This window comes from Pseudoalteromonas sp. Scap25 (assembly GCF_013394125.1).
Classification (GTDB): Bacteria; Pseudomonadota; Gammaproteobacteria; order Enterobacterales; family Alteromonadaceae; genus Pseudoalteromonas.
Genome location: NZ_CP041327.1, coordinates 1,695,863 through 1,712,109, shown reverse-complemented (window position 1 = coordinate 1,712,109; position 16,247 = coordinate 1,695,863). Strand labels below are relative to the sequence as shown.

The following is a 16,247-nucleotide window of genomic DNA, read 5'->3' as shown; positions in this document are numbered from 1 at the left end:
TCCATGCAATTTAAGTTTATTAAGTGATTATGAATTTTAAGCTCAACTGTTTATTCGCACTGACTCTAAGTGCCTTGTCTTTTCCTTTGTTTGCACAAAACGCTAGCACAATTGAAACACGTGAACCTGAAGCGGCCACAGGTGTTGTACATAAGAAATTAGTGGCTGGCGATAAGTACATGGTAGCCGCCGCTAACCCGTATGCTTCACAAGCTGGTAAAGCCATTTTAGCGCAAGGCGGCAGTGCGGTTGATGCCGCTATTGCCACCCAATTAGTACTTACATTAGTTGAGCCGCAATCATCAGGTATTGGCGGTGGTACCTTTATGATGTATTACAATAAAGCGAATAATAAACTCACCAGCTTTGATGGCCGTGAAACCGCGCCGAGTAATGCCGATGAAAACCTGTTTTTAAATAAACACGGCAACGCAGTAAAATGGATTGAAGCGGTTGTAGGTGGACGCTCTGTAGGCGTACCCGGTATTTTACATGCATTTGCCAGCGCCCATAAACAGTACGGTTCTTTACCTTGGGCTAGCTTATTTGAACCTGCGATTAAACTTGCTGAACAAGGGTTTGAAGTATCGCCTCGGTTACATGGTTTACTGGTTAGACAATTAAACCCAGGCGTAATGAGTATGCCGGTGATTAATGAGTATTTTTTTCCTAATGGCAAAGTAATTGAAGTCGGCAGTATTAAAAAAAATCAGCCATTAGCTAATTTATATAAAGACATTGCTTCAAAAGGGATAGATGCGTTTTATAAAGGCGATAATGCCAAAGCTATGGTAAAAGCAGTACAGCAGTCAAAAATTGCGCCTGGTAAATTATCTGAGCAAGATCTTGCTAATTACAGCAGTAAAGAGCGTGCACCCGTTTGTATAAAATATCGAGTGTATAATGTGTGCTCGATGGCGCCGCCTAGTAGTGGCGGTATCTCAGTACTACAAATTTTAGGCTTGCTTGAACACAAAAACATGGCAAATATTAAAGCCAATAGCGCCGAGGCAATTCATTACTTTAGCCAAGCGTCACGTATTGCGTTTGCCGATCGTAATAAATATATTGGCGATCCTGACTTTACCCAAGTACCTACTCAAGAATTATTAAATAAAGACTATATTGCCACCCGCGCGAAATTAATTACTGAAAAAGATCAAAAAGCATTGCCAGGTAACCCTGTTGATCACTTAAGCTATGCAAACGATGATTCTTTTGAGCTGCCCTCTACCTCGCATGTATCAATTGTGGATAGCAAAGGAAACGCTGTTTCAATGACCAGCTCTATTGAAATGGCGTTTGGCTCAACAGTGATGGTTAATGGTTATATTTTAAATAATCAGCTGACTGATTTTTCACTTTCGCCACGTAAAAATGGCAAATTGGTGGCTAACAGGGTCGAAGCACATAAACGTCCGCGCAGCTCAATGTCTCCGGTGATGGTTTTTAACCAAGATGGCAGTTTACGTTTAGTAGTGGGTTCTCCTGGTGGGAGTCGTATTATTGATTATGTAGCGCAAGTTGTTATTGGCGTTTTAGATTGGGATTTAAATGCACAACAGGCCATTAATTTACCGCGTACAACTAATCGTAATGATTATACTAGCCTTGAAAAAGGTACTGAACTTGAAGCGCTTGTACCTAAGCTTAAAAAGCGCGGCCATGATGTGCGTGTCATTGACTTAAACTCAGGGCTGCATGCGGTAGAAGTTAAAAACAACCGCTTGTATGGCGCCGCCGATCCGCGCAGAGAAGGGATGGCGTTATCTGATTTAAGTAATAATAAAGCCTCATTTAAATTTTAAAACATGTATAATAAACAGCAGGTTTGCTGCCTGCTGTTTTAAATATAACAGATTAATAGTTAATAACTATTTGATTGAAAATAGCATGTTAACTAACGTAAAAAATTAGCAAATCTAAAAATAGCCGTCAGTGTTGTTACCATTAAAAAAGAAATCGTTTGTTTAATGTGCGTTTAATTTTTAAATCCACAATCGGCAGCTAACATATTCACCAAATATGAGTGGCTTTATACTAAAGTAGCGCTTGTATTTGAACATTTTCAATGGTCTGACAAGCTTAAATGTCATTGCAATTTAGCCTTTAACAATGATAATGGCAGATCATTATTTAAGATTCAGTAAAGCTTGGAAATATGACTACAAATACCGATCCTAATTATCTTTATATTCCTTATTCTGGCCCAGGCCTAATTGAAACCCCATTATTGAATAAAGGAAGTGCTTTTAGCCAAAAAGAACGTGAAAACTTTAATCTTGCAGGTTTACTTCCTCCTCGTTACGAAACAATAGAAGAACAAGTTGAGCGTTGTTACCAACAATACTCAAGTTTTAATGACAATTTAAATAAGCACATTTATTTACGCGCTATTCAAGACAATAACGAAACGCTTTACTATCGTTTAGTGCGTGATCATATTGAAGAAATGATGCCTATTATTTACACCCCAACTGTGGGTGATGCCTGTGAAAAATTTTCTGATATTTACCGCAGTGCACGTGGTTTGTTTATTTCCTATGAAGATCGTTTCCAAATCGACGATATTTTACGTAATGCCACTAAAGGTAAAGTTAAAGTTATCGTGGTTACCGATGGCGAACGTATTTTAGGTTTAGGTGACCAAGGTATTGGCGGTATGGGTATTCCAATTGGTAAGCTCTCTTTATATACCGCCTGTGGTGGTATTAGCCCAGCGTATACATTACCGGTTATGCTTGATGTAGGCACGAATAACGAAAAACTATTAAACGACCCAATGTACATGGGTGCACGCCATAAGCGTATTGCGCAAGATGAGTACGATGAGTTTTTAGATTTATTCATTAAAGCGGTTAAGCGTCGTTGGCCAAGCGTGTTACTGCAATTTGAAGACTTTGCACAACCAAATGCTATGCCATTATTAAAGCGTTACCGTAATGAAATTTGTAGCTTTAATGATGACATTCAAGGTACTGCATCGGTTACTGTGGGGTCTTTATTAGCAGCGTGTCGTGTTAAAGGCGCTAAACTTTCGACTCAAAAAGTTGTGTTTGTAGGCGCAGGATCTGCAGGCTGTGGTATTGCTGAACAAATTGTTAGCACTATGGTGGCCGAAGGTATCAGTGAAGCACAAGCTCGCAGCCAAGTATTTATGGTTGACCGTTTTGGTTTATTAACTGATGGCATGGAAGGCTTACGCGACTTCCAACAAATGTTAGCGCAACCAACGAGCTGCCTAGCCGATTGGACTTACAGCGGCGAATACGCGTCATTATTAGATGTAATGCACTGTGCAGAACCAGATATTTTAATTGGTGTATCAGGTCAACCGGGCTTATTCACTGAGCAAGTTATTCGCGCTATGCACGCAAACTGTGAAGCACCTATTATTTTCCCGTTAAGTAATCCATCTAAACAGGTAGAAGCTTACCCAAAAGATGTTATTAAATGGACTGATGGTAAAGCGATTGTAGCTACAGGTAGCCCATTTGAGCCTGTTGTTTATAACGGCGTTACTTACCCAATTCCTCAATGTAATAACAGCTACATTTTCCCAGGTATTGGCTTAGGTGTAATTGCTGCTAAAGCAACGCGTATTACCGATGCGATGCTAATAATGTCGAGTGAAATGTTGGCAGAGTCATCACCATTAGCTAATACGGGCAAAGGTAGCTTATTACCTGCGCTAACAGAAATTGAAACACTAAGTAAACGTATTGCATTTGCAGTCGCTAAAAAAGCAATTGAAGAGGGCGTTGCGCTTGAGATTTCAGATGATGCTCTGTGGGCAGCCATCGACAGAAACTACTGGTTACCAAAGTATCGTAACTACAAGCGTTGCAGCATTTAATGCTTCATTACTAAAAAACAGGCTTTTGCCTGTTTTTTTATGCTTGTTCATCTGCAATTAACCACATAAGGTGTTAACTAAGGCAATCAATTTAAAAGGATAGAACTATGAAAACACTTTCGATTTTAACGGCTGCTTTGCTAAGCACGTCAGCCTATGCAACTAATGCCCCTGAAGAGCCTCATATCTATGTAAAAGGTGAAGCATCGGTAACGACTATGCCAGATCATGTTTTATTAACAGTGGGTATTACGGAAATAGATAAAAACTTAATTGCCGCAAAAAAACAAACTGATACGACTATGGCCAGTGCAATTAGTTTAGTAAAAAAACTAGGCGTAGCTGATGCAGATATTAATGCTGGTCAAATCTCAATCTATCGTGATAATCAATATAACCGCGAAACAGGTAAGCAAGAGTTTACCGGGTTTAAAGTATCCAGAACGCTTACAATTAAACTCTCAGCGATTAATAAATACCCTGAGCTTTTACAAAGTTTAGTTAATAACGGTATTAATGAAATTAGACAAACGCAGTTTTTAGCGAGCAACTATGATGAGCTGCACAAAAAAGCACAAAAATTAGCTATTAAACAAGCTAAAGCAGCGGCAAAAGAGTTAAGTGCTGATTTTGATGTTGAATTGAAAGGCTTATATAGTGCGTCTTTAAGTCCGCTTGATATGCCATCAGTACCTTACATGCGCAGTGAAAAAGTAATGATGGCTGATGGTGCACCGAGTAACTATGTACCCGATGCATATCATGCTGGTGAAATTACAATAAGCGCATCAAGTTACGCAATTTATTATATTGATTAAGCGCTTATAGATGGGTGGCGCTCAAATCGTGCCACCAACTGCTTTCCTTGTGATTCACTAATACGCACAATGGCATACAGCATATTACTAATCTCTTGACGATCGTATTCGTTAACTATGTGCTGATTAATATCATCAACAATGGCATTTAAATAATTAAACACACTGTTTCGTGCATCCACATTCTCATTAGCAATAAATAAAATATTTTTAAATGCTTCAATAACGTTAGTCATTACATAGGCATCGGCTTTTGCATAATTGCGTAAAGGGGTGAAGTTATCATGAAGCAGTTCATCAAAACTGGTTTCATGAAAGTACAACAATGGTTGCTCATCTTTTTGATAGCATGAATAATTTATTGCATTAATCTTTAGTCGTTCTATTAATAATATACTGAGCATATCAATAGATTTAACGGCAGTACCCGGATCGTTTATTCCTGGGCTCATAGCTTTTACGGCAATTTCTGATATTTGTGTTAACCCATAGCGGTAATGGTCGCTAATGTATTCTTCTATATAAAAAATAAAACAATCTAAAATTTTCTCAATTAACTCTTCGTTCTCAGATATGTCCTTATTACACTTTAAAAACGGGTAACCTTTAACTGTAAAATAACCTTGCTTAACCGTAATAAACAGCTCAATATTTTCATCTGCTAGTAGGGCACATAATTTATTAGAATGAACCCCTTTGTAGTAACCCTCGGTTGTACTGTTTATTGAATGCCAGTTTGAAAACTCGGGAAAGTTATCAACGGGGTTTTCGTCTTGCATATTGATAATGTCTTGAATTTCTTTTTTTGTTTGCCTAAACAAGCCATTTAATACGTTATCTACTTGTATTGCTTTTGAAATAGAATGAATAAAAAATACAAATAATCCTAAAGATATTAACCCAAAAACAAGCGCAAACAATACGCCAAGTGAGGGAATCGCGGTATTACCATTATCGAGTTTGTTGATATTTATCAGCATTATTATTGAATAAATAATACTACCCAAATAAAACCCTAATACCATTTGGTGTGATTTACGGGTAATGAGCCCAGGAACAACTCGGGGGGATAAGCTAGCACTGGCTGAATTTAATACCACCATCACCATAGAAAAACTAAATACGGTTAACGAAATAATGCTGCCAGCGAGGGTGCTTAAAATGGTACGTGCGTTTTCTGCGCTATCAACTAATATAAATGAAATTAGTGATTTAAGTTTTCCGATGGGGGCTAAGTACTCGACTGACATTGTCAGTACGGCAAAAAATAAAAAAGCAACAGATAATAATGAGGGATAAAACCCAATACTGTTAATTATTTCGCGGTAGCTATTGGTTATTTTTGTTCTTAAATACATATTATCCTTACTTATTACGATACCAATCTATAAATCACTCTAGCATATTTGATACTAAAGTAAGTGATTTTACAGCTTAAGTTATGTGTTATTATTGCTTAAAAATTAAATGGAAAAATACTGTGATTATATCGAGTTATGCGGCTTTACTGGCACTATATTATATTTACCTGAGTATTAATGTTGTAAAAATACGCAAGTCTGAAGGCATTTCACTTGGTAATGGGAGTCATCCTGAGCTTGAACGTGCAACTCGAGCTCATGGGAATTTTATTGAGTATGTACCAATTAGCCTAATTTTACTCTTCTTATTAGAGTATCAAGGCTTAGCAAGTCATTATATGCATGCACTTGGCGGTTTGCTATTTATAAGCCGTGCACTTCATGGCTCAGCTATTAGTACTAACAATCTAAAAGCACGTGTATTAAGTATGATGATGACTTTTGCTATTCTTTTTGTAAGTTCCTTAATTTTATTGTTAAGTCGATAAATAAAGATGCGATTCGCTATTGTTTTTATAAGCTTATGTTTTGCCACTTCGTTGGCGTCATTTGTATGGGCAATAGAAAATGACAATAGCAATCAAAGTATTGATTGTTTAAATTATGTTTATCCAAAAACGATGCGAGTTGGTGAAGATGAAATTCTTTATCCGTTAGTTTTATTGAGAACGGCCTTACAATACAGCGGCGCAAAATATACATTAAAAGCATCGAGTATTTCTATGCCTCAAAGCCGCTCATTAAAACAAATTATACATAATGATGAAGTCAACGTTGCATGGACCATGACTTCACAGCAGCGAGAAAAAGAGCTATTGCCCGTAAGAGTGCCTATTTTTAAAGGTTTATACGGGTGGCGCTTATTGGTAACCACACAAAATAAGCTCAATAGTTTTTCAAGCATGAATAGTCTGAGCGATTTCAAACAAGTACATTTTATACAGGGACATGATTGGCCTGATACACAAATATTATTAGATAGCGGTTTACCTGTAGTAACATCAATTGAATACAGCTCTTTGTTTAATATGTTAATTAAAGGCAGGGGCGATGTATTTCCTCGTTCGTTGCTTGAGGTTGAAACGGAGCTAAATACCTTTAAAGGTGATGCAAAACTTACAACTCTTCCTCAGTTAATACTGCAATACCCAAGTGCAATTTACTTCTTTTTTAGTAAAGATACGCCCGAGTTGGCCTATGCTGTTGAAAATGGCTTAGCGGTCATGCGTAAAAATGGCGAGTTTGATCGCTTATTTAATGCGTATCATCGCAGTGCCATTGAGCACGCAGATATCAAAAATAAGATTATTATTAGATTAGAAAACAAAAACTTACCATTACTAACACCACTTGATAATACTTCACTTTGGTTTTCAGAAAAAGACATGTAAAACCCCATGAAACAAAAAATATTTATTATTGGCTTACCGCGAACCGGTACCACCAGTGTATGCAATGCATTTTTACATTTTGGTATACCAACTGCTCATACTGCATACACTACCGCCTGTTTTGATAATGCGGTCGCAATTGCAGACACTCCCATATTTAACGATTTTAAAGTATTAGATAAATACTATCCTGGCGCAAAATTTATATATTTAGAGCGAGAGCTTACTGCATGGATACCATCAATAAGACAGCTTTTACAGCGAATGCACACTAATTTAACCCGTGCAGATGGTGGCTTTAACATTCATTTAAAGCGCTGTTATTTAAATACATTTAAAGACTTTTCACTAGAGAATATAAATAACGACCAGTATTTAACTGATTGTTATAACGTACACATTAATAATGCTAAGGCTTATTTTAGTAATCGAGAAGATGATTTTTTAGCGATAGATATTGCCAACCCTAACAGTTTTAGTCAGCTTTGTGATTTTTTAAATATTACCTCTGAGTTAAATGGTTTTGAAAAAATGAATATGGGGGGTAAGGTCACCGCGTGGAATGATATAAAACATCCATTAAAAATTGAATCGACAGCGAAAGGGCGGATAGATAAATTTTTACCTTATGAGAGACAAATTTAAACCGCGAGCAAAGATTTTTATTTTTAAATACGCTAAAATCCACGCATTATTTTATAAGTTGTATCCATATGTTTGAATTAAAATACCACACGCCATTTGAATGGACCGAAGTTGTTTTAGCCGACTTTGAAACTTTTTTACAAGACCACGCTGCTGCTGAAAAAAAAGCATCGGGCATGGCTATGTCTATGCTTTCACATTACCCTGATAAGCGTAAATTAGTTAAAGCCATGACTGACTTAGCCTTAGAAGAGTTAATTCATTTCAAGCAAGTGCTGAAATTACTCATTGAGCGTGATACTAATTTAGGTGACGATAAAAAAGACCCTTACATTAAACAAATTCGCGCACACTTTAGACATGGTCGCGATGGTTTTTTAATGGACAGGCTACTTGTTGGCGGTGTAATTGAGGCGAGGGGACACGAACGTTTTTCTTTAGTTGCTGAAGCTTTACCTGAAGGAAAAGAAAAAGATTTTTATGTTGCGATAGCCAAGTCTGAAGAAAAACATAAAAATCTATTTGTTGAACTTGCTTACGAATACTTTGATAAACAAGAAGTTGATGATCGTTTAGAAGAGTTATTAATAATAGAAGCAGAAATTTGTAAAAATATACCGTTTACTGCTGCTCTACATTAATAGTTAACCACGGCATGTTGATAGCAAGTTAGCATGCCAATATAAATACTTCCCTCTATTGTTATGAAAAATATTGTTTAATAACGCATAACTAGATCAACTTAACTGCACTTAGTTAACACTGCCTAACAATAAACAGCTATTATCATTTTAATGTATAGCTTGCTTTAAGGACGTGAACCGATGCAACCAATTCATCATATTGCCGTGCTTACCTCTGGAGGTGATGCTCCGGGAATGAACACCGCTTTATTTGCCATCGTAAAAACCGCTCAACAACAAGGCATAAAAGTGTCAGGAGTTCGAAAAGGATATGAGGGTTTAATTGATAATGATTTAGTGACACTTGATTGTAAAAACCTGCAACAGAGTATGCACTTGGGTGGTACCGTTTTAAAAACCGCACGCAGTGAAAGATTTAGAACGGAGGCAGGTAGACAGCAAGCTTTAGCTACAATTGAACATAATAATATTGATGCCTTAATTGTCATAGGTGGCGATGGCTCTTTTAGAGGCTGTTTATGGTTATCACACATAACCAATATCCCTTATATTGGCATTCCTGGCACCATAGATAACGATATTGCAGGCACAGATTACACCTTAGGATTTGATACGGCAGTAAACACATCAATGCAATGTATTGATAATATTAGAGATACTGCAGAATCACATAATAGGGTGTTTGTTATTGAAGTTATGGGGCGTGATTCCGGATATATTGGCACTTATGCCGGTTTAACCTCTGGTGCAGATTCAGTATTGATCCCTGAAAATGACAAAGATATCGATGATTTATTGCTAAAGATTAGCGATTATCATAGCGAACACGCATTTATCGTGGTGGTATCTGAGGGCGATGAAAATGGTGTTGAATATGTATGTGAAAAAATAACTGCCGTAAATCCAAGTATAGATTTACGTGTAACCAAGCTAGGGCACTTACAGCGCGGCGGAAACCCATCGGCTGCGGATCGTATGTTAGCAATAAGATTAGGCGTACACAGTGTTAAGGCTTTATGTGCTGGAGAAAGCGCTAAAATGGTGGGTATTTTAAATAACACAGCTTCAAATACTCCTATTCAAGGTGTTGTAAAACAACATGTTATAAATGAAGAGCTGCAAGGGCTGTTATCTGTATTTTGTCGCTAACGACTAATTAAATGGGAATAATGAACAATGCGAGATAATAAAAATTATAAAATGACAATTATTAAAGGTATTACAATAAGTTTTTTATTAGCCGGTTCAACAGTCGTATTGGCCAAAGATGATTGTGCAGATTTAACGGGATGTGCGAAAAAGCCTGTGAAGTTAACCTCGAGTTATTAGCTTCAAAACGCCAAGGTAATTCACACAAAGTTGCAGGTCTTAATAAAGCACTTAATAACATAAACGCATATTGTACCAATGATGGATTAAAAGCAGAGTTACAACAAAAAATAGATGATACAAATTCAGAAATTGAAGAATATAAAATCGATCTTAAAAAAGCTAAGCGCCAAGGTAAGCATGGCAAAGTTGAAAAGTATCAGCAAAAGCTAAGCGACGAAACTAAACAGCTTAAGCAATTAATTGATGAGCTAAATAGTTTGGTTAATTAAAATGTCATTACAGAGTTTTTATATTTAATAAAGTAGAGCATTTTATTGAATATAAATATTATGCGATAAAAGGGCTAAAATACCGTGTTTATAAGTGACCTAATTGCCAATAGTTGGTTTGATAAAGTACACTCTTATCTTATTTAACATAATATAAATCGTAAGCCTTTGATTTTAATGTAGGCCGCAAGGGCCCTACATTTACCGATAATAGTAACGACATTTTGACGGGGGTAAAAATCACTTAAGCAACGCTTTTACGCCAAATTTCAGCGAGGTCATTATCACCTTTAAATTCAGCCTTATAAGCCTCCAATAAGGCCATTGTTTCCAATGGTTTAGGGTGGTCTGCGATTAATAAAAGCTTTAGTGAAGTATAGTCCTTAAATTCACCTTTCCCCGTTCTAACATTGCTAACTGCTTGTTTTGATATACCAGTCAGTTTGCTAACCATATAGTCAGAGTCAATATCTGCGGTGCTCTTAAACCATTCTAAAAGCTCAAGTGAGTTGGTTATTTTCATACGTTTTGTGTCCGTCTTGGCGTGTCGGTATTTTGATTATAGTCGTAGTCAATCACTATTGCATTAGTCCTGAGTACTTGACCTAGTAATGCGCACTTGACTATCATCCCTTACGAAGCAGTCGCACGACTGCTTTATTCGCTTGGCGGCGGGTGGCGGTTACTTAATTTAAAGAGTAACCGCCGCACACAAAACCAAGCATGAACAAAACGTAAAAAATTGTAAGGCCTTCGCCAAGGGGATAATTATGTGTCAATTCAAAAGTGGTGAGTTATTTAAACTTAAGCGCGAAAAAGTAAAAAAATTTGAGGTTTTATTTCATAAAATAAGGCTTTTTAGAGACTCAGGCGTAACAGAGCAATGCAGGTTAGTAAGTCATATAAATAGCGGTGTTAAGCAAAATATTATCTCAGCCATTGGGCGTGATGAACTGGTGTTTGCAAAATTAATTTACCGCAGAGCAAGAATTGCGGGGTTGCCGTTATGAGCCAATTTCACCAAGATATTCAGGAGCTGCACGATGATGAGCAGCACTGGAACTATGCACGCGGAAAAGCAGCGCAACTCAAACTTGCATTTAAAAATAAAATGGCAGCAATGCGCCGCGAACAACAAATTCAAATACAGCAAGAGCGCGAACGCAATTATCAGTGTTCAGATTCTGCTATTCGTTACGATGCCTTACATGCTGCCGCGTATCATTCAAAGGCGGGACAGTTATGAGAACGAATCAACAACTTTTAGTTTCTGGCTTTGCGTATCAGGCTATCAACGAGCTTTACAGACTTAACGAGAATAACGAAGAGCTGCCTTTAATGGGTTTTATTGTAGTGTGTAAACTTCTTTATATTCTTAGAAAGCTAGGGTTACAAGCTCAGCACATGCTTTTAGATTTAAGGCTTAGCCATGTTGTTACTAACTGTGGTGTTGGGTATCTACCGCTAAATTTAAAGGCGGGACAGATATGAATATATTGATACCCGAACGCATTATTGAAGATGCAATTCAAAGCGCCCAAAGTGGCGCTTTTTCTGCGTTTGCAGTTCAGCCAGCAACCGAGCGTGATATTGAAGAGTCATTGACATGGCTTGAGTATATCGAGTCACACTCTAAACAAATCCGCGAAGCGGCCGCGAAAGCGGAAAAAGATAGGCTTGTCAAAAGGCGCAAAAGTCCGACACAGCCAAAACGCGAAGATAATCCGCGTTCTAAACAGTCTCTTTTGGCTGATAAGGCGCAACGCCTTGATAGTTTATATCGCAATGCCCTTAATAATTTAACGCCTAAGAAACGCGCTGAGCGCCTAGGTGTTGATAGTGACGAGATTTTAAATCTTGAAACGGGCGAAATCACCCCGAAAAAAACCGCAGAAATTGAACGCGGACATTTTGCCAGCAAACCACTTGAAGCAGATAAAACCGCAAAGGTGCATTTTCAAAGCCGCAATTGGTGTGATGGTTTCCGTGTTGTTTGCACTCAAAATACCCGCGCAAGTGATGCGCCGGACGCAAACACAGGTGAGCGCATAACTCAAACAGTAACCAGCCGCGCACGCGGTAAAATTATCGATAGCGGCTTATACATGCAAGCTGTGAAAGGTGGGTTTAATTGTTTTACCACTGTAACGCTAGACGCTAAAGCACGTTGGCGCATTGATAACAACCATTACCAGAAAGTAGCAAAACGCCCAGCGGGCACAAAATTAAATGCAATTTACACGGCAAATGGTGAATTGGTTCACCCTGAAATTGTTTCAGTTGCGCCGTTTACCGCTGTCACGTTTGAGCGTTCAACCATAGGCCAAGAATTAAGCCGCTTTTTTGACTCACTTGGCAAAATGCACAAGCGCGGTTTTGTTGCTACTGGCGATATTTCAAAAACCCCAAAAGCGAAAAAATACAGGTATGGGCTTATTGAGTGCATTGGCAGAAATGACCGTCTTTATCCATGGGGTAAAGTTTCAAGTGTTGGCGCAAGTGGCCGCGTAGAATCTGATTTGATGCACGACAACGAAAGGCTATACCCATGGGGTGCGGTTGAGTGCATAGAGCAATGCGAAAAACGCGCAATTACCAATAATAAAATGGAAGTGACCGCCATAGAGTGCGAGCAATCAGCAACAAAAAAACCTGTATTCGATTACTTATGGGTAGCTGAAGCGCCAGTAAAAAAATTAGGTTCAAAGGAATATGAATTTAACGGTGAAAAATACGAGGTTGAATGTATTGGCGAACAAAACTACCACGCGCACGTTTTAATGCGCTGGAATGTTGAGCCCGTATTTTTTCATGAGTGGGCGGCGCGTATCGAAAGTTTATGGGGGCAGGGTTTTGTAACAATCGAGCGAATTAAAAACGCTAAAGCGGCTGCAAGCTATTTGCTTAAAGCGCTTGGCTATATGGTGAAAGGTGGCGAGGGTTCGCAGGGTGAAATACGCGGCAACCGATACAACATATCAAAGCACGCACGCGCTGAAAGTTGGGAAAACTGCGCAACCCATGAAGCGCAACACATGTACGGGTTAATACAAGAATACATGCAAGGGCTTGAAGCGAAAAAAGAGCGAAAGCTATTCAAGCAATTAGAGTTAAAAAACACATTAGGCACTATCGAAAAGCTAAAAAACGTTAATAAAAAAGACTTTAGCGAAAAGCGGGCGCAATTTGTTGAAAAGCTTGAACAAAAATTAGAAAACGTTAGCGAAAAAATTAGCGAAATATCGACCGAATTAAACGGGAATTTCGCACGCGGTGGTGTTGCCAAGTTTGCCAGTGAATCGGCCTTTGTTGGCTTTATTGATTGGGCTATCGGTGTGAGAGGTTGGCAACTAAAAACATCGTTTTTAAATTCAACAACCGCAGACGTTGAAAAAGAAAAAACAGAAGAATCCACAGTTAATAAATTGCTAAAACAAACAAGGCGATTTTATGACAATTCAATGAGTGCTCTTTGTGATTTTTACAGTCGCTTTGAGCCTGTAAATAATTACGGGGTATTAGATTTTGAATAAAAAATTATTAGTGATTAAAGAAAAAATTGCAGATGCAAGTAAGTTAAGCCCACTGCAAGCAGGTAAAAAAATAGCCGCCGCTGAAAATATTTTGAATGATGCCATAGAGCTTGTGGCTGATATTGATTATCGCTTGGAGCAAGTAGAGCAGGTTTTAAGCTTAAGTAATTTGGAGCAATTAATTAACGGGGGTGATGATGAATACTAAATCAAACAATCCAGATTTGGGGGCGGTTGAGTGTGACGGTTGCGGTGGCTTTGCCGCAGTTCGCCAGCAAAAAACGGGCAGAAAATATTTATATCTTCACTGTAAAAACTGCGGAATGGATAAGCGCAGCGGCGAAAAGTTACAAGCGAAATGGCGAAAAGCTATCGGCGAAAAACCGCCAGAATTACCCGCTTTAAATAGCGAGCCAGCCCCGCAAAATTTAAGCGCTGGCGGTGAGTGGATACCGCCAGAAGTAAAATACGAAATCGAGCGAATTAACAATGAAAGTAAAACAACCGAATTGGAGAAAGCAAATGCAAGAACAAGAGAACCAAACGAACCAGCAAAGCGAATTAACAACGAGCAAAACAGTATTAGCACAAGCAATGGAGGGGCTGCGAATGGGTTCGGTTTCTTCATCTGCGGCGCATTCGCCGGACTCGCAGCAATCGCAGGGCTTAGACGATAGCGAGCCAGAAAGAAGATATAGCGAATTAGATAGCTTTATTAATGGTGACGATAGCGAAACGGATGGCGAAACCAACGAAACCGAAAGCGAAGAAATGAGCGAGCAAGACGCCGCAATAGCAGCGGGTTTTTTTGTTGATACGGGTGCGGGCTTTATTGAGTCTCAATTTGATTACCCTGTAACAATTGATAATGATACAAGGGTTGCAATAGCAGAAGCCGCCGCACCTGTATTGCTGAAAAATGCAAAGGGTGCAAATTTGCCGCCGTGGGTACAGGCTTTATTTGTAAAATACAAAGAAGAAATGAAGTTACTTGGCGTGCTCGCAATGGCGGGGTTATCTATTCGAGGTCAAATAAAAGCAGCAAAAGAAGAATTAAACGCCCAAAAATCAGAGCAAAAAAGCGAAAAGCAATACGATAAAAGCGGGGAGGTAACAATTGGCTATTAACGAAAACAACGAACTAGACCCGTTACACGTTTGTTATTTGGCGGGCACGGGTGGCGGTAAAACAACTGCAGTAAAATTAATAGACGGCCTAATGGGTGAGCAAGTTGCAATTTTTGATTTGTATAACGATTACAAATTCGATGCACGCAAAAAAAGCCCTTTTAATGGTTTAAATAATCGGCCTGTTTATCACTACCAAACGCGAGCAAAATTCGCTCAGGCTTTCGCTGATGCGTGGCGAAGTGGTCAGCGTTTTGTTGTTGCTTATTCGCCGCAATTTAGTGACTCGCTAAGCCAAAAACAAGCAGTTGAAGCAAAGCAAAAAGAATTGCACTGGTTTGGGCGTTTAATGTGGATGGCCGCAGACGGAAACAGGCGCTTAGATGTAATTATTGAAGAATTGGCAAAGCTATCAACCGCAATAGGCAAAGACAATTCAATAGTGGGAGAAATGGCAACGGGTGGGCGAAAATACGGCCTAGTGCTTCACACTATTTTTCAGCGTTCGCAGGAAGTACCAAAAACAATTTGGAATAACAGCCCGCGAAAAGTGCTGGGCGCTCAAGAGTCACGGCACGATGCAAAGCTCATTGCTGTAGAGTTAGACGCTGATTTAAATGATGTTATTCAACTAAGTAAAAAGAATAGCCAACACCACAAAAAGCGACTGCATTATTTGGTGAAATCACGCGGCGGAATAGGAAATATCGAGCCGTATTATATAAGCACATGCAAGGCATCAGCTGGTTTTGGTAAGTGCTTTAAAATGCGATTTAAAGACTTGAGGTGTGACTGATGGGCTACGATACGGTTTATAGACGAAAGACATTATCAAAAGAATGGCAGAGAGCATTAAGGGTAATTTCCGATATAAAAAATGAAGCGGGAAAAATAAAGACGAGAGAGTGCTTTGACTTCAAGCAGTTAGTTGCTGTAGATGGTTTTTCAATAAAGTTCGTTATTAAAAAATCACAATGCGAATTTGTTGTTGTAATGGTAAAAAATGACGGCTTTGGAAATTTAACCTATTTTTACGGTCGTGACGTGAGTGTCGAGGGTAAGGGGTGGCCAAGAATAAAAACAAAGGTAAAAGCGGTTTCTGAGTTCATTTTAACTGAGATGTTATATGAGGATTTTTTAGAATAAAGAAACAAAAAAGAGCGAATTTCGCTCTTTTTCGCTATCTAGGGAGCGAAACCCGCTCGACCGTAGAGCGAAACGCTTGATTTATTGAATATCGAATTTTAACGGGCAATAACGCCCTCATTTA

At 38.7% G+C, this 16,247-nt stretch carries 20 protein-coding genes; 18 read left to right on the top strand and 2 right to left on the bottom strand.

The window, feature by feature from the left end; all coding sequences use genetic code 11:
* Positions 1-29 precede the first annotated feature (29 nt).
* The 3 genes from ggt to FLM54_RS07840 all read left to right on the top strand — a co-directional run bounded on the left by ggt (position 30) and on the right by FLM54_RS07840 (position 4,674).
* Positions 30-1,808, top strand: a complete 1,779-nt coding sequence (gene ggt, locus FLM54_RS07850) for a gamma-glutamyltransferase (RefSeq protein ID WP_178956087.1) — start codon at positions 30-32, stop codon at positions 1,806-1,808.
* Positions 1,809-2,161: 353 nt separating this feature from the next.
* Positions 2,162-3,856 (top strand): NAD-dependent malic enzyme, encoded by a 1,695-nt coding sequence (locus FLM54_RS07845; protein WP_178956086.1) that lies wholly within the window; start codon positions 2,162-2,164, stop codon positions 3,854-3,856.
* Between the two features lie 107 nt (positions 3,857-3,963).
* Entirely contained in the window at positions 3,964-4,674 is a 711-nt protein-coding gene (locus FLM54_RS07840; RefSeq protein ID WP_138607324.1) for an SIMPL domain-containing protein, read from the top strand.
* On the opposite strand, the gene FLM54_RS07835 is transcribed toward FLM54_RS07840, so the two are convergent.
* Positions 4,671-6,032: a DUF2254 domain-containing protein gene (locus FLM54_RS07835; RefSeq protein WP_178956085.1), complete on the bottom strand. Its 1,362-nt coding sequence runs from the start codon at positions 6,030-6,032 to the stop codon at positions 4,671-4,673. The two genes, FLM54_RS07840 and FLM54_RS07835, sit on opposite strands and share 4 nt — an antisense overlap.
* Positions 6,033-6,154: 122 nt before the next feature.
* Here FLM54_RS07835 and FLM54_RS07830 point away from each other — a divergent pair, with 122 nt between their 5' ends.
* From FLM54_RS07830 to FLM54_RS07805, 6 genes are all read left to right on the top strand, one after another.
* Entirely contained in the window at positions 6,155-6,523 is a 369-nt protein-coding gene (locus FLM54_RS07830; protein WP_138607320.1) for an MAPEG family protein, read from the top strand.
* Between the two features lie 6 nt (positions 6,524-6,529).
* Entirely contained in the window at positions 6,530-7,426 is an 897-nt protein-coding gene (locus FLM54_RS07825) for a transporter substrate-binding domain-containing protein (protein WP_178956084.1), read from the top strand.
* Positions 7,427-7,432: 6 nt separating this feature from the next.
* Positions 7,433-8,071, top strand: a complete 639-nt coding sequence (locus tag FLM54_RS07820) for a sulfotransferase (protein WP_178956083.1) — start codon at positions 7,433-7,435, stop codon at positions 8,069-8,071.
* Between the two features lie 68 nt (positions 8,072-8,139).
* Complete coding sequence (locus FLM54_RS07815; RefSeq protein WP_008114635.1) at positions 8,140-8,712, top strand: tRNA-(ms[2]io[6]A)-hydroxylase; 573 nt, start codon at positions 8,140-8,142, stop codon at positions 8,710-8,712.
* A 183-nt stretch (positions 8,713-8,895) separates the two neighbouring features.
* Positions 8,896-9,864, top strand: a complete 969-nt coding sequence (locus tag FLM54_RS07810) for an ATP-dependent 6-phosphofructokinase (protein ID WP_178956082.1) — start codon at positions 8,896-8,898, stop codon at positions 9,862-9,864.
* Between the two features lie 140 nt (positions 9,865-10,004).
* Positions 10,005-10,316, top strand: a complete 312-nt coding sequence (locus FLM54_RS07805) for a DUF1090 domain-containing protein (protein WP_256729697.1) — start codon at positions 10,005-10,007, stop codon at positions 10,314-10,316.
* 244 nt (positions 10,317-10,560) lie between these two features.
* On the opposite strand, the gene FLM54_RS07800 is transcribed toward FLM54_RS07805, so the two are convergent.
* On the bottom strand, positions 10,561-10,839 hold the full coding sequence (locus tag FLM54_RS07800; RefSeq protein WP_178956081.1) for a hypothetical protein: 279 nt from the start codon (positions 10,837-10,839) through the stop codon (positions 10,561-10,563).
* Positions 10,840-11,086: 247 nt separating this feature from the next.
* Between FLM54_RS07800 and FLM54_RS07795 the strand changes: the two genes are divergently transcribed.
* Genes FLM54_RS07795 through FLM54_RS07755 form a run of 9 tightly spaced genes read left to right on the top strand, consistent with a single transcriptional unit; the run spans position 11,087 to position 16,123 of the window.
* Complete coding sequence (locus FLM54_RS07795) at positions 11,087-11,326, top strand: hypothetical protein (protein WP_178956080.1); 240 nt, start codon at positions 11,087-11,089, stop codon at positions 11,324-11,326.
* The gene (locus FLM54_RS07790) at positions 11,323-11,562 is read left to right on the top strand and encodes a hypothetical protein (protein WP_178956079.1); all 240 of its coding nucleotides are present in this window, start codon (positions 11,323-11,325) and stop codon (positions 11,560-11,562) included. The genes FLM54_RS07795 and FLM54_RS07790 overlap by 4 nt, the downstream gene beginning before the upstream one ends.
* Positions 11,559-11,807 (top strand): hypothetical protein, encoded by a 249-nt coding sequence (locus FLM54_RS07785; RefSeq protein ID WP_178956078.1) that lies wholly within the window; start codon positions 11,559-11,561, stop codon positions 11,805-11,807. Before FLM54_RS07790 ends, FLM54_RS07785 begins: the two co-directional genes overlap by 4 nt.
* Complete coding sequence (locus tag FLM54_RS07780) at positions 11,804-13,849, top strand: hypothetical protein (RefSeq protein ID WP_178956077.1); 2,046 nt, start codon at positions 11,804-11,806, stop codon at positions 13,847-13,849. Before FLM54_RS07785 ends, FLM54_RS07780 begins: the two co-directional genes overlap by 4 nt.
* Entirely contained in the window at positions 13,842-14,057 is a 216-nt protein-coding gene (locus FLM54_RS07775) for a hypothetical protein (protein ID WP_178956076.1), read from the top strand. Before FLM54_RS07780 ends, FLM54_RS07775 begins: the two co-directional genes overlap by 8 nt.
* A complete protein-coding gene (locus FLM54_RS07770) occupies positions 14,047-14,526 on the top strand; it encodes a hypothetical protein (RefSeq protein ID WP_178956075.1) in 480 nt (159 codons plus the stop codon). The genes FLM54_RS07775 and FLM54_RS07770 overlap by 11 nt, the downstream gene beginning before the upstream one ends.
* Positions 14,459-14,977, top strand: a complete 519-nt coding sequence (locus FLM54_RS07765; RefSeq protein WP_178956074.1) for a hypothetical protein — start codon at positions 14,459-14,461, stop codon at positions 14,975-14,977. The genes FLM54_RS07770 and FLM54_RS07765 overlap by 68 nt, the downstream gene beginning before the upstream one ends.
* Positions 14,967-15,773: a hypothetical protein gene (locus FLM54_RS07760; RefSeq protein ID WP_178956073.1), complete on the top strand. Its 807-nt coding sequence runs from the start codon at positions 14,967-14,969 to the stop codon at positions 15,771-15,773. Before FLM54_RS07765 ends, FLM54_RS07760 begins: the two co-directional genes overlap by 11 nt.
* Entirely contained in the window at positions 15,773-16,123 is a 351-nt protein-coding gene (locus FLM54_RS07755) for a hypothetical protein (RefSeq protein WP_178956072.1), read from the top strand. Before FLM54_RS07760 ends, FLM54_RS07755 begins: the two co-directional genes overlap by 1 nt.
* Positions 16,124-16,247: the final 124 nt, after the last annotated feature.

Excerpts from the sequence above, each read along its gene's own strand:
- FLM54_RS07815 (WP_008114635.1), top strand. The coding sequence starts at position 8,140 with ATGTTTGAATTAAAATACCACACGCCATTTGAATGGACCGAAGTTGTT.
- FLM54_RS07790 (WP_178956079.1), top strand. The coding sequence starts at position 11,323 with ATGAGCCAATTTCACCAAGATATTCAGGAGCTGCACGATGATGAGCAG.
- ggt (WP_178956087.1), top strand. The coding sequence starts at position 30 with ATGAATTTTAAGCTCAACTGTTTATTCGCACTGACTCTAAGTGCCTTG.
- FLM54_RS07825 (WP_178956084.1), top strand. The coding sequence starts at position 6,530 with ATGCGATTCGCTATTGTTTTTATAAGCTTATGTTTTGCCACTTCGTTG.
- FLM54_RS07755 (WP_178956072.1), top strand. The coding sequence starts at position 15,773 with ATGGGCTACGATACGGTTTATAGACGAAAGACATTATCAAAAGAATGG.
- FLM54_RS07785 (WP_178956078.1), top strand. The coding sequence starts at position 11,559 with ATGAGAACGAATCAACAACTTTTAGTTTCTGGCTTTGCGTATCAGGCT.
- FLM54_RS07820 (WP_178956083.1), top strand. The coding sequence starts at position 7,433 with ATGAAACAAAAAATATTTATTATTGGCTTACCGCGAACCGGTACCACC.
- FLM54_RS07800 (WP_178956081.1), bottom strand. The coding sequence starts at position 10,839 with ATGAAAATAACCAACTCACTTGAGCTTTTAGAATGGTTTAAGAGCACC.
- FLM54_RS07770 (WP_178956075.1), top strand. The coding sequence starts at position 14,047 with ATGAATACTAAATCAAACAATCCAGATTTGGGGGCGGTTGAGTGTGAC.
- FLM54_RS07795 (WP_178956080.1), top strand. The coding sequence starts at position 11,087 with ATGTGTCAATTCAAAAGTGGTGAGTTATTTAAACTTAAGCGCGAAAAA.
- FLM54_RS07780 (WP_178956077.1), top strand. The coding sequence starts at position 11,804 with ATGAATATATTGATACCCGAACGCATTATTGAAGATGCAATTCAAAGC.
- FLM54_RS07765 (WP_178956074.1), top strand. The coding sequence starts at position 14,459 with ATGGGTTCGGTTTCTTCATCTGCGGCGCATTCGCCGGACTCGCAGCAA.
- FLM54_RS07835 (WP_178956085.1), bottom strand. The coding sequence starts at position 6,032 with ATGTATTTAAGAACAAAAATAACCAATAGCTACCGCGAAATAATTAAC.
- FLM54_RS07805 (WP_256729697.1), top strand. The coding sequence starts at position 10,005 with ATGTGCGAAAAAGCCTGTGAAGTTAACCTCGAGTTATTAGCTTCAAAA.
- FLM54_RS07845 (WP_178956086.1), top strand. The coding sequence starts at position 2,162 with ATGACTACAAATACCGATCCTAATTATCTTTATATTCCTTATTCTGGC.
- FLM54_RS07810 (WP_178956082.1), top strand. The coding sequence starts at position 8,896 with ATGCAACCAATTCATCATATTGCCGTGCTTACCTCTGGAGGTGATGCT.
- FLM54_RS07840 (WP_138607324.1), top strand. The coding sequence starts at position 3,964 with ATGAAAACACTTTCGATTTTAACGGCTGCTTTGCTAAGCACGTCAGCC.